This window comes from Anoxybacillus sp. CHMUD (genome assembly GCF_013096965.1).
Lineage (GTDB): Bacteria > Bacillota > Bacilli > Bacillales > Anoxybacillaceae > Anoxybacillus > Anoxybacillus kestanbolensis_A.
This window is the reverse complement of the sequence record NZ_SDLG01000001.1, coordinates 24,453-36,132: the sequence shown is the minus strand read 5'-3', so window position 1 is coordinate 36,132 and position 11,680 is coordinate 24,453. Positions and strand designations below refer to the sequence as shown.

The window sequence follows — 11,680 nt, the reverse complement described above, 5'->3', positions numbered from 1 at the left end:
TAGATGACACGAATGGAGATCGGAACAGTACAACGCCTTTCTGAAAGATTAGGAAAATGCGTAAAAGTGGGACAAATGGAGCTGGCGTTATTTCGGTTGTCAGACGGCCGTATTTATGCGCTTGAAAACCGCTGTCCGCACAAAGGAGGAGATTTGTCTCAAGGAATTGTCAGCGGGGAGTTTGTGTTTTGTCCTCTTCATGATTGGAAAATTTCCATAAAAGATGGGAAAGTGCAAGCGCCTGATCACGGTTGTGTGAAAACATATAAAGTAGAAATTGAAAATGGAAAAATATATATACAACTGTAAATAAGGTGAATGAATATGACAAAAGAATTGTTACGTTATTTTCGGCACAAGCAAAAAGATCATGCGTCGGAAACGTTATTTGATACACAATGCCCGTTTTGTAGCGTTCAATGTGCGATGCAGCTCGTTGAAGAACGCGTGGTTGGAAGAAATTGTTATAAAGTGATTCCGAAAGACAATCCCACTTCAAACGGACGGCTTTGCATCAAAGGGCTTCATGCGCATCAGCATGCATTGCATACCGAGCGATTGCAATTTCCGTTGCTGAAAAGAAATGGTCGGTTTGTCCGAGTGAGCTGGGAGGAGGCGCTCTCTTTTATACAAATAAACTTCAAGAATATTCAAAAAGAATTCGGAAATGATGCTATTGGAGTATATGGAGGCGGCTCGCTAACGAACGAAGAGGCGTATTTATTAGGAAAATTTGCTCGCGTTGCTTTGAAAACGAAATATATCGATTATAACGGTCGCTACTGCATGTCCGCTGCAGCGGCGGCCATGAATGCTACATTTGGCCTTGATCGCGGGTTGACGAATAAACTTTCAGAAATCCCTCATGCTCGCTGCATCATATTAGCAGGTACGAATGTTGCGGAATGTCAGCCGACGATTATGCCATATTTTCATCAAGCAAAGAAAAATGGGACGTTTTTCATTGTCATTGATCCGCGGGAAACGGCTACATGCGGGCTAGCTGATTTGCATATTAAAATCAAACCGGGGACAGATGTGGCATTTGTGAACGGCATGCTGAAAGTCATTTTTGCTGAAGGGTATGTTGATGAACAATTTGTTAAAGAAAGAACAGAAGGATACGACGAGTTAAAGAAACATATTGAGCAAATTCAGCTAGATGAAATGGCGGAGATGACAGGAATTGCTCCGGAAGTGATTCAGTTTGCGGCAAGGCAGTATGCCACGGCACCAACCGGTATGATCTTTACCGCAAGAGGCGTTGAGCAGCAAACAAACGGATATATGACTGTCCGTAATTTTCTAAATTTGGCGCTTGTAACAGGAAAAATTGGGAAAATTGGCTGCGGCTGTGGGGCGATTACTGGGCAAGGCAACGGACAGGGGGGACGGGAACACGGGCAAAAGGCTGACCAGCTTCCTGGCTACCGTTCGATCGAAAATCCGGAGCACAGGAAATATATTGCAAGCGTTTGGAGAGTTCCTGAAGAAGAACTGCCGAGGAAGGGGGTTTCCGCCTATGAAATGATACAAAAAATAGATGAAGGGGAAATTAAGGGCTTGTTTGTGATGGGTTCCAACCCCGTTGTATCCAGTCCGAACGCTCGCTTTGTAAAAAGAGCGTTAAAAAAATTGCAATGTTTAGTCGTCGTCGATCTATTTTTATCGGAAACAGCGGAACTCGCTGATTTAGTATTGCCAACCTCGTCTTATTTAGAAGATGAAGGAACGATGACGAACCTAGAGGGCCGCGTGACGTGGCGTCCGGCTTCGCGGAAACGTCCGGGGGAGGTGAAGCATGACTGGGAGATTCTTTGTGAGATTGCCCGAGTGCTAGGAAAAGGCGACTATTTCCGTTTTTCGTCAGCGGAAGAGATTTTTCATGAACTGCGAGTTGCCAGCCGCGGCGGTTTGGCAGATTATTATGGCATTACGTACGAACGTTTGCGAAACGAGCGTGTGTATTGGCCTTGTCCTTCGCCCGACCATCCCGGCACCGCAAGACTGTTTGAACAATCGTTTGCTTACCCAGACGGCAAAGCACGTTTAGCGGTTGTAGATAATGAATATCAAAAAGAACAAACGACGGAACAATATCCGATTTATGTGACGACAGGACGAGTGTTGTCTCACTATTTAAGCGGAACGCAGACGAGAAGAAGCCCAGCGCTTGCGTCTCGACAAATTGAAGCATTTATGGAAATTCACCCAAATACAGCAAAAAAATATAAAATCGAAAACAACGCATTAGTAAAACTTGAAACAAAACGAGGATATGCCATTGTAAGAAGCAAGTACTCCTATAAAATTCGGGAAGATACTGTATTTGTTCCATTTCATTGGAGTGGGTTTCAAAATATTAATCAGATTACAGATGATGAATTGGATCCATACTGCAAGATGCCTGGATTTAAGCGATGTGCTGCAAGAATTATTCCTGTTGTTGATCTAGAAAGAAACTAAAACATTCTATGATAAAAGGAGAGAGATGTTGATGGGAATAAAAGGATTTTTAAAGAGTGGTCATACTCCGACTCTGTTTAGTGCATTTTTGTATTTTGATGTTAGTTTTATGATATGGGTGTTACTTGGACCACTATCGGTCGTGATTATGAATGATTTTCAAATGAATGAGGCACAAAAAGCTAGTTTGGTTTCACTACCTATTTTAGGTGGAGCTATTTTACGTCTTATTCTCGGTTGGTTGGCCGATTATATTGGACCAAAAAAAACCGCTCAATTAGGTATGCTCGTTACCGTAATCCCACTCGTCTGGGGATGGTTATTTGCTAATCATTTGTCAGAGCTTTATATTGTGGCACTATTGCTTGGAGTATCTGGAGCTAGTTTTGCCGCAGCACTCCCTCTCGCAAGCCGTTGGTATCCACCACAATATCAAGGATTAGCTATGGGGATTGCTGGCGCTGGAAATAGTGGAACAGTCTTTACTACTTTATTTGCTAATCGTATTGCCCAGTACTATGGTGATTGGAGTATTGTTTTTGGATTTGCCCTTATTCCGCTTGTAATTACATTCATTGTGTTTACATTGTTTGCAAAAGATAGTCCGAATCAACCAGATCCAAAAACATTTATTGATTACAAAAATGTACTTAAACAGAGAGATACATGGTTGTTTTGTGTTTTCTATAGTGTAACTTTCGGAGGATTTGTAGGTATGTCAAGTTATCTGACTATTTTTTTCTTTACTCAATACGGACTTGATCCGGTAAGGGCCGCAGATTTTACAACTATTTGTGTCATTGCTGGGAGTTTTTTTAGACCCATTGGTGGATGGTTAGCGGATCGATTCGGTGGTGTGCGTATGCTACTCTGTTTATATACGATCATAGGGTTCATGTTTGCTGCGATTTCCTTCCTCCCGAGTTTAGATAAAGTGATTATATTATTATTCATTGTAATGATGAGTCTTGGAATGGGAAACGGTTCTGTATTTCAATTAGTTCCACAAAGGTTTAAAGAAGAAATAGGAATGATTACAGGAATTGTTGGAGCGGCAGGAGGAATTGGTGGGTATTTTCTTCCTAAGGTGTTGGGGAACTTAAAGTTAGTAACTGGTTCTTTCTCATCAGGATTTCTTGTATTAAGTACAGTTTCATTTCTATGTATGTTGTTATTAGTCGTTGCGCAAAAACAGTGGAAAAAATCGTGGATGATTAGTGAAAGAAGGGAACAAACATTATATAATCTAAATCATATGTCTAAAACTAGACGATTTGTAGAGTGAAAGTTCATACGTACAACGTACCTTTTTCTATACAAGAATGTGAGAAGATCAAATAGAGTTTGTTACAAAAAACATCCATGAGCGAGTTTTGCTCACCATCCACGCATGAAAATAACCGCTCATGGATACGTTATTTTCACAGAAAATTAAGTGCAAACCTACAGTGAAGAAGTAGAGTAACGTAGAAGTCGGACTTTATGGATTGCAACTGAAGTGTCTTTAAGAGGATTAAGGTCCTATGGAAGCATATAAAAATTTACGAATTTTATATGAACATATATGTTTGTGTGACGTACGTCACATTTGTTTACTAGTAAATTTAGTAACATGGACATAGAACCTCGGTAAATGAAATGAGGGATTGAAGATGGTGTATGACGTATATGAACGTCCATTATTAGACTTACGTATGTCGGTAACGGATCGATGTAATTTTCGCTGTACGTATTGTATGCCTAATATAGAGGGACAAACTTATTGTTTCATGAATCGGGAACAACTGATGACATTTGAAGAAATGGAACGTTTTGCTCGATTATTTGTAAAACTTGGCGTAAGAAAAATCCGTTTAACGGGCGGAGAGCCGTTACTAAGAAAAAATATCGATGTGCTTGTGGCGATGTTGACGAACATTGACGGTGTTCACGACGTATCGTTAACGACAAATGGATTTTTTTTAAAAAAGTATGCGCAAAAATTGAAAGATGCAGGGATGAAGCGAGTGAATGTGAGTTTAGATGCACTCGATAATACCATTTTTACAAAAATGAATGGAGTTGGCGTACGTTCTGAGCACATTTTAGAAGGAATTGATGCAGCGCTTGCAGAAGGGCTCCATGTGAAAGTAAATATGGTTGTCAAAAAAGGGCTAAACGATCATGAAATTTTACCGATGGCTTACTTTTTCAAAAAGAAAGGTGTAACGCTTCGTTTTATTGAATTTATGGATGTCGGTTCTTTAAATGGATGGAAATTAGACGACGTTGTGACGAGTAAACAAATTTATAACATCATTTCTGAACATATGCCGCTTGAGCCGATTGCTCCTAGCCATGTTGGTGAGGTAGCCAAACGTTATCGTTACGTAGGAACGAATGTGGAAGTTGGCTTTATTTCTTCTGTATCAGCCGCCTTTTGCTCAGACTGTACACGTAGCCGATTATCTGCTGATGGAAAGTTATATACATGTTTATTCGCGACAAACGGAACAGATTTATTAAGTATGATGCGAGCAGGAGCGAGCGATGAACAGCTCATTTCATGCATTGAATGTGTTTGGCGAAAGCGAGTCGATCGTTATTCAGAAGAGCGCGGAAAACAAACAACGTGGAATGGGAAACGAATTGAAATGTCATATATTGGAGGGTGACGATATGGGCGTTCATGATCATAAAAAGCAAGCGACACTCCCTGTCCGATGTAAAATTGTGACCGTTTCTGATACGCGCACATATGAAACAGATACGAGCGGACAATGGATACGTGATCAATTAGAGCAATCAAACATAGTTGTTGTTGCATATGAAATTGTGAAAGATGATGTATTTGCCATTCGACAAGCCGTTCAAACAGCTGAACAAATAGACGTTATTTTAATCAATGGGGGAACGGGATTTACAAAACGTGATGTGACGATTGAAGCCATTCAGCCGTTACTTGAAAAAGAAATGGTTGGCTTTGGTGAGCTGTTCCGCTTTTTGAGTTATGAGCAAATTGGGAGTGCAGCCATGTTAAGTCGTGCGCTTGCTGGTTCGATGAACGGTACAATCATTTTTTGTATGCCCGGATCGACAAACGCTGTTCGCTTAGCAATGGAAAAGTTAATTTTGCCGGAAATTCGTCATCTCGTCTGGGAGCTTCGTCGCCAATGAAAACGATTGGTATCGTTTTAGCAGGAGGGCAGTCGAAACGTTTTGGAGAACCAAAAGCGCTTGCATTGCGACGTGGAAAACCTTTTCTTTTGTATAGTGTAGAAGCGTTGCATCCGATTGTTGATGAGATCGTTATTGTTGCACAGCGATGCATTCAAAAAAAATTACCGCTTCAAGATGTATTATGGATAGAGGATGAGCCACAGTACAAAGGAAAAGGACCATTAGCGGGAATTTATTCCGCTATCGTACATCATGAAGCGACATGGTATATTGTATTGCCGTGTGATACCCCATTTATTCATAAGAAGATCATAAACAAGCTTAAGGAGCAAGCAGATGACTCATTTGACGTCATTGTGCCACGTGTGAACGGAAGGTTGCAACCGCTCATTGCCATGTATCACTATCGAGTAAAATCACTTATATACAATTGCCTTCAACGAGAAGAGTATCGCATGCATACACTTCTTTCTGCTTGTCGAGCAAAGCATATAGAAATGACAGAAGAGCTACCGTTTATGAATATTAATACAAAAGAACAATTCCATAAGTGGATTGGCTAGAGGCAATACGCCTCTTTTTTTATCAATATTTATGAAAAAAATGTGAACCTCGTCACAACATATCGCATTTTTGTGACATACATCACACGATTTTATAATTAAAAAGCGATATAGTAAAAGTAGGGATAGATTGTTTAAGAAAGGATGAACATATATGCGCAAGCCCATTCCTGTTGATGAAGCAATCGAACGAGTCATGGCTTGGTGTCGTGAGGGGGAAAAAGAATATATTTCGTTAGAACAATGTGATGGGCGCATTTTAGCGGAACATATCGAGGCAACGATGCCAATTCCTTGGTTCGACCGTTCACCATATGACGGTTATGCTCTCTCAGCTGAAGCGACAACAGAAGCATCATCCGATCACCCTATATTATTAGAAGTCGTTGCCACAGTTGGCGCTGGAACTGTTTGGGATGGTTTATTGACGCCAAAGCAAGCGGTAAAAATTATGACCGGTGCAGCCATTCCAGATGGTGCAAATGCTGTCATCATGGTTGAATTGACGAAGGAAATTGAAAAAGAAGGGAAACGTTTTGTACAAATAAGAAGAAAAGTGGATGAAGGTGAAAATATTTCGCGTGTTGGCGAGGATATGAAACAAGGTGAAATTGTTGTTGAAAAAGGAACGATGATTCATCCGGGTATCGTCGCTGTTTTAGCGACATTTGGATATGATCGCGTACCTGTGATGAAAAAACCGAAAGTCGCCATTATTTCAACTGGAAGTGAACTTCTTCATGTTTATGAGCCGCTTGAAAAAGGGAAAATCCGAAACAGCAACGCTTACATGCTTCAAGCACAAATTCGACGCGCCGGTGGGGAGCCGATTTTATTCGGAAAAGTAGCAGATACATTTGAACATACGTTACAAGTCATACAAAAGGCATTGCGAGAAGCGGATGTTGTCATCACAACAGGTGGGGTATCTGTTGGGGATTTCGATTATATGCCTCACGTATATGAACATCTTGGCGCTCAATTGTTATTCAATAAAGTAGCGATGCGACCAGGAAGTGTAACGTCCGCGGCAGTATTTGAAAAGAAAATGTTGTTTGGGTTATCGGGAAATCCATCGGCTTGCTATGTTGGTTTTGAGCTATTTGCACGCCCGTTTATAAAGGCGATGTTAGGGCAGTCGAAACGCTATTTAACAAGAGCGCAAGCGGTTTTACAAAAAGACTTTTTGAAACCAAATCCGTTTACTCGTTTTGTTCGTGCAAGCGTATCTCATCAAGATGGGATGTTACACGTGGAACCTGTTGGAAAAGATAAATCAAATATTGTTTCATCTCTTGCGCAGGCGAACGCTCTTCTCGTTTTACCTGGAGGAACGCGAGGATTTCAAGCAGGTAGTCGCGTCGATGTTCTTTTACTTCATGATGAGGGAGATTGTGTTTGGTCATGATCATTTTGCAAGTCGTGGGTTATCAAAATAGCGGAAAAACAACGCTTATTGAAAAAATAATTAAACGGTTATGTATAAATGGGTATCGTGTCGGAACGTTAAAGCACCATGGACATGGCGGAAAAGTGGCGTTACCGGAAGAAAAAGATACGACACGTCATGCGGAAGCTGGTGCTGTTGTATGTGCAGTTGAGGGGGATGGCACGTTTCTTCTTCATGCGAAAGGACATTGGGAACTTGATGAGCTACTATCCGTATATGAACGATTTCCGCTTGATGTGCTGCTTATTGAAGGCTTTAAACACGCACCTTATCCGAAAATTGTTTGTTTGCGCAGTCGAGAAGATGAGCATTTATTACACTTAAAAAATGTGCTTATTTCAATCAGTTGGCAACGTACGGACGGATCTTTTTTTATTGAAGATGAACAAGCGTATATGGAGCGCATTATTGCCTATGTAAAGGGGGAACAACATGTTTGCGATCGTTCGTGAGCCCATTCATGTAGGAAGTGTTATTGAGGCGGTCGTTGATCGTAACGCTGGTGCAATTGTGACGTTTTTGGGGACAGTGAGAGAATTGACGAACGGAAAAAAGACTGTATATTTGCAATATGAAGCGTATGAGTCGATGGCGCAAAAAAAGTTACAACAAATTGGTCGCGAAATTGTTGCGCGCTTTCCACACGCAAAAGTAGCGATTGTACATCGCGTTGGACGGCTCGACATTACTGATATTGCAGTCGCCATTGCTGTTTCAACCCCTCATCGCGCAGATGCATACGAAGCGAATCGCTATGCCATTGAACGAATAAAAGAGATCGTTCCAATTTGGAAAAAAGAATATTGGGAAGATGGAGAAATGTGGGTTGGTGATCAGAAAGAAACCGTTCGCTACGATGGGGGCGCGCCGAGGGAGGAAGAGGTATGATTCGTGTATTATTGTTTGCATATATAAAGGAGCGGCTCGGTACAGAGGAAGTGGTGCTTCATGAGCAACAAATGACTGTTCGACAGCTTCGCGAACGGCTACAACATGAATATGATTTACAAACAGCTTCGTCGCTCATGATTGCGATTAACGAAGAATTCGCAACAAATGATGATATCATACATGCCGGTGACGTTGTTGCGCTCATTCCACCGGTAAGTGGAGGGTGATCACATGGGAACGTTTACACATTTCAATGAACAAGGTCGTGCAAAAATGGTTGATATTTCTGAAAAAGGAGAAACGGTTCGAACCGCCTGTGCTCTGTCTCACGTGATCGTATCAAAAGAGGTATACGAAAAAATTGTGCGCTCGGAAGTGAAAAAAGGAGACGTATTAGCCGTCGCTCAAGTGGCTGGCATTATGGCAGCGAAACGCACAGCCGATTTGATTCCGATGTGTCATCCTCTTTCGTTAACGGGAGTAGACATTTCGTTCACGTGGCAAACGAAAGAAACAAATTATGAGTTGAAAATTGAAGCGTTTGTCAAAACAAAAGGAAGTACAGGAGTAGAAATGGAGGCGCTAACAGCTGCTTCAGTTTGTGCTTTAACCGTTTATGATATGTGTAAAGCAATGGATAAAGGGATTGTCATTGGTCCAACGTATTTAGTAGAAAAAACGGGTGGAAAAAGTGGAAATTTCAAAAGACAAGAGGGATAATCATGGAGCGATATTCACGGCAAATATTATTTTCACCGATTGGCGAAAAAGGACAACGAACTCTTCAATATAAACATGCTCTCATCGTAGGTGCAGGAGCGCTCGGTTCAGCGAATGCAGATATGTTGGCGCGAGCAGGCGTCGGTCGACTGACAATCGTGGATCGCGATTATGTTGATTGGACGAATTTACAGCGTCAAACGTTATATAGTGAAGAGGATGCTGAAAAAGGGTGGCCAAAAGCTGTTGCTGCCAAACGCCGTCTTACTGCTGTGAATCGTGACGTTCATGTTGAAGCGCTTGTCATGGATGTGCAAGATGAATCGTTCACTTCGCTTTTTGAGCAACAAATTGACATCATGATTGATGGAACAGATAATTTCGAAACGCGTTTTCTACTAAATGATTTATCACAAAAATATCGAATTCCATGGATATACGGTGCTTGTGTAGGAAGTTATGGTCTTTCTTTTACGATCATTCCCGATGAAACGCCATGTTTTCGCTGTTTCGTCAATCATTTGCCTTCTTATCATTTGACTTGCGATAACGTTGGTGTTATTTCTTCTGTTGTACAAATGGTTGCTGCGTATCAAACAACGGAAGCGTTAAAAATATTAGTGGGAGATGTTGCAAAGATCCGACGTTCGCTCGTTATGTTTGATGTTTGGCAAAACGAACATCGGTTTTTACGAGTTGATAAACTAAAAAACGAACATTGTCCGTCTTGCGGGAGAGATCGCACATATCCAGCTTTGCACAGAGAAAAAGCGAAGATGTCCGTCTTATGTGGACGAGATACAGTACAAATTCGTCATGGTCATCCATTTCGTATAACTGAAATGATGGAACACATGAAAACAAGCGGTCAACAAGTACACGGGAACGAATATTTGTTGATGACCCAACTTGAAGGACATCGTGTCGTTTTATTTGCTGACGGTCGCATGCTTGTGCACGGTACAAAAGATGTTACATTTGCTCGTTCGTTATATCAGAAATATTTTTCATGAAAAGGAGGCATACGTATGTCTCAGTTCATTAGCAAAAAAAATTTTGAACAACTAAAAAAGTTAGCGTATAAAACGCTGAAAGTGAAAAAAGGAATGTTTTTATTTCAGGAAGGGCAAATGGGCGAAAACTTTTTTGTCGTCTTATCTGGCAAATTTCAAATTAGTAAATTTTCTGGTGATGGAAAAGAGTTATGTTTGCGGTTATGTGGGCCGAATGCTGTCATCGGTGAGTTGATGATTTTTTCAGATAATGGGAGATATTTATTTAACGGTCGTGCGCTCGAGGATAGTGAAGTACTTGTAATTAAAAATGAAGATATTGAAAAAGAGTTGCTTGTCAACTCAGAGTTTGCTGTTGAGTTTTTGAAAATGATGACCGATCATTTCCGCAAACAACATACGAAATTTCGTGATCTCGTTTTATACGGCAAAAAAGGAGCGTTATATTCTACACTCATTCGTATGGCTAATAGTTATGGTATTCAGACGAAAGATGGCATTTTATTAGATGTTCCTGTTACACATCAAGATTTAGCGAATTTTAGTTCTACATCGCGTGAAAGTGTAAATCGTGAATTAAATACATTAAAAAGTAAAGGTATCATTTCTTTCAAGGGAAGAAAAATTATCATTCATAGCTTAGACTATTTAAAAAAGCAAATTAATTGTGAAGGTTGTCCATCGTCATATTGCAACATTGAATAGTCAATAAACGTTCATTTTTTAGACAAAAGGTGTGACGTGCATCACACGAAAAATCGTTTTCCTTCTATACAATAAATGTGTAAGCACATGAAGAAAAGAGGGATGACGATGGATTTTTCACCTTGCAGTCTCATTGGGCATGAACCCGTTTCATTATGTCCGCCATTGCAACGATTAAAAGACGAACACGGTCCATTAAATGAAGAAAAATATGCTCTTTTTGTTGCAGCGAAAGGCATTTACGATGGTAAAGAGGAAGATGTTGTTCAAGCACTTATTCGTTTACGTGAAAAAGTACAGCAATTTTTGCAAGAGCTCGATCCTCATTCTCGTCGCGAAGAAGATGTTCTTTTCCCTATGATGGTTCGATACATCGGCAGAGAATCTGGACCGATTGCGGTGATGGAATATGAACATCATGAAGCGAAAGAAAACATCTCGACGTTCTTAAAGAAAACGGAAACGATTGACATCCATGAGGCGAGAGAACTCGCTTCCTATGTGATGAACGCTTATATGATTTTAACCGATCATTTTACGAAAGAAGAATGCGTTCTTTTCCCGATGGCAGAAAAGCTATTATCATCTGAAGAAAAAGAAGAACTTGCGAAAAAAATAAACGAAATAGAAGGCTGACTAATGATTTAGTCGGCCTTTTTTATATATTTCGACATATTTGTGACAATTAAAAAACATGTGAGGTACCTCACATT

At 40.6% G+C, this 11,680-nt stretch carries 14 protein-coding genes; all 14 read left to right on the top strand.

Translation table 11 applies throughout. The annotated features are described in order from the left end of the window. The first annotated feature begins 3 nt into the window (after positions 1 to 3). The 14 genes from nirD to ETB99_RS00145 all read left to right on the top strand — a co-directional run bounded on the left by nirD (position 4) and on the right by ETB99_RS00145 (position 11,603). A complete protein-coding gene (nirD, locus tag ETB99_RS00210) occupies positions 4 to 309 on the top strand; it encodes a nitrite reductase small subunit NirD (protein ID WP_035019520.1) in 306 nt (101 codons plus the stop codon). Positions 310 to 324: 15 nt separating this feature from the next. Next, positions 325 to 2,466 (top strand): assimilatory nitrate reductase catalytic subunit NasC, encoded by a 2,142-nt coding sequence (nasC, locus tag ETB99_RS00205; protein ID WP_171699638.1) that lies wholly within the window; start codon positions 325 to 327, stop codon positions 2,464 to 2,466. A 31-nt stretch (positions 2,467 to 2,497) separates the two neighbouring features. Then, complete coding sequence (locus ETB99_RS00200; RefSeq protein WP_253263512.1) at positions 2,498 to 3,751, top strand: nitrate/nitrite transporter; 1,254 nt, start codon at positions 2,498 to 2,500, stop codon at positions 3,749 to 3,751. Between the two features lie 367 nt (positions 3,752 to 4,118). Then, positions 4,119 to 5,120, top strand: a complete 1,002-nt coding sequence (moaA, locus tag ETB99_RS00195; protein ID WP_077428692.1) for a GTP 3',8-cyclase MoaA — start codon at positions 4,119 to 4,121, stop codon at positions 5,118 to 5,120. Between the two features lie 4 nt (positions 5,121 to 5,124). Beyond that, the gene (locus ETB99_RS00190) at positions 5,125 to 5,622 is read left to right on the top strand and encodes a MogA/MoaB family molybdenum cofactor biosynthesis protein (RefSeq protein ID WP_006318146.1); all 498 of its coding nucleotides are present in this window, start codon (positions 5,125 to 5,127) and stop codon (positions 5,620 to 5,622) included. Then, positions 5,619 to 6,188, top strand: a complete 570-nt coding sequence (gene mobA / locus ETB99_RS00185; RefSeq protein WP_077428691.1) for a molybdenum cofactor guanylyltransferase — start codon at positions 5,619 to 5,621, stop codon at positions 6,186 to 6,188. The genes ETB99_RS00190 and mobA overlap by 4 nt, the downstream gene beginning before the upstream one ends. A 154-nt stretch (positions 6,189 to 6,342) precedes the next feature. Further along, positions 6,343 to 7,596 carry a molybdopterin molybdotransferase MoeA gene (locus ETB99_RS00180; protein ID WP_077428690.1) on the top strand — a complete coding sequence of 418 codons (1,254 nt, stop codon included), beginning with the start codon at positions 6,343 to 6,345 and terminating at the stop codon, positions 7,594 to 7,596. Further along, positions 7,587 to 8,090, top strand: a complete 504-nt coding sequence (gene mobB / locus ETB99_RS00175; RefSeq protein ID WP_077428689.1) for a molybdopterin-guanine dinucleotide biosynthesis protein B — start codon at positions 7,587 to 7,589, stop codon at positions 8,088 to 8,090. The genes ETB99_RS00180 and mobB overlap by 10 nt, the downstream gene beginning before the upstream one ends. Further along, positions 8,071 to 8,526 (top strand): molybdenum cofactor biosynthesis protein MoaE, encoded by a 456-nt coding sequence (locus ETB99_RS00170; RefSeq protein WP_077428688.1) that lies wholly within the window; start codon positions 8,071 to 8,073, stop codon positions 8,524 to 8,526. The genes mobB and ETB99_RS00170 overlap by 20 nt, the downstream gene beginning before the upstream one ends. Beyond that, positions 8,523 to 8,756, top strand: coding sequence for a molybdopterin converting factor subunit 1 (gene moaD, locus ETB99_RS00165; protein WP_077428687.1), 234 nt, complete (start codon positions 8,523 to 8,525; stop codon positions 8,754 to 8,756). The genes ETB99_RS00170 and moaD overlap by 4 nt, the downstream gene beginning before the upstream one ends. Before the next feature lie 4 nt (positions 8,757 to 8,760). Beyond that, entirely contained in the window at positions 8,761 to 9,249 is a 489-nt protein-coding gene (gene moaC, locus ETB99_RS00160) for a cyclic pyranopterin monophosphate synthase MoaC (protein WP_077428686.1), read from the top strand. Then, positions 9,249 to 10,262, top strand: coding sequence for a ThiF family adenylyltransferase (locus ETB99_RS00155; RefSeq protein WP_171699725.1), 1,014 nt, complete (start codon positions 9,249 to 9,251; stop codon positions 10,260 to 10,262). Before moaC ends, ETB99_RS00155 begins: the two co-directional genes overlap by 1 nt. A gap of 15 nt (positions 10,263 to 10,277) precedes the next feature. Next, positions 10,278 to 10,967: a Crp/Fnr family transcriptional regulator gene (locus ETB99_RS00150; protein ID WP_171699636.1), complete on the top strand. Its 690-nt coding sequence runs from the start codon at positions 10,278 to 10,280 to the stop codon at positions 10,965 to 10,967. Between the two features lie 108 nt (positions 10,968 to 11,075). Beyond that, on the top strand, positions 11,076 to 11,603 hold the full coding sequence (locus ETB99_RS00145; RefSeq protein WP_171699635.1) for a hemerythrin domain-containing protein: 528 nt from the start codon (positions 11,076 to 11,078) through the stop codon (positions 11,601 to 11,603). Positions 11,604 to 11,680 lie beyond the last annotated feature (77 nt).

Bases quoted from the DNA above. Each gene is read 5' to 3' on its own strand.
- ETB99_RS00150 (WP_171699636.1), top strand. From the start codon at position 10,278: ATGTCTCAGTTCATTAGCAAAAAAAATTTTGAACAACTAAAAAAGTTA.
- moaD (WP_077428687.1), top strand. From the start codon at position 8,523: ATGATTCGTGTATTATTGTTTGCATATATAAAGGAGCGGCTCGGTACA.
- nirD (WP_035019520.1), top strand. From the start codon at position 4: ATGACACGAATGGAGATCGGAACAGTACAACGCCTTTCTGAAAGATTA.
- ETB99_RS00200 (WP_253263512.1), top strand. From the start codon at position 2,498: ATGGGAATAAAAGGATTTTTAAAGAGTGGTCATACTCCGACTCTGTTT.
- mobA (WP_077428691.1), top strand. From the start codon at position 5,619: ATGAAAACGATTGGTATCGTTTTAGCAGGAGGGCAGTCGAAACGTTTT.
- ETB99_RS00190 (WP_006318146.1), top strand. From the start codon at position 5,125: ATGGGCGTTCATGATCATAAAAAGCAAGCGACACTCCCTGTCCGATGT.
- ETB99_RS00145 (WP_171699635.1), top strand. From the start codon at position 11,076: ATGGATTTTTCACCTTGCAGTCTCATTGGGCATGAACCCGTTTCATTA.
- ETB99_RS00170 (WP_077428688.1), top strand. From the start codon at position 8,071: ATGTTTGCGATCGTTCGTGAGCCCATTCATGTAGGAAGTGTTATTGAG.
- moaC (WP_077428686.1), top strand. From the start codon at position 8,761: ATGGGAACGTTTACACATTTCAATGAACAAGGTCGTGCAAAAATGGTT.
- ETB99_RS00180 (WP_077428690.1), top strand. From the start codon at position 6,343: ATGCGCAAGCCCATTCCTGTTGATGAAGCAATCGAACGAGTCATGGCT.
- nasC (WP_171699638.1), top strand. From the start codon at position 325: ATGACAAAAGAATTGTTACGTTATTTTCGGCACAAGCAAAAAGATCAT.
- moaA (WP_077428692.1), top strand. From the start codon at position 4,119: ATGGTGTATGACGTATATGAACGTCCATTATTAGACTTACGTATGTCG.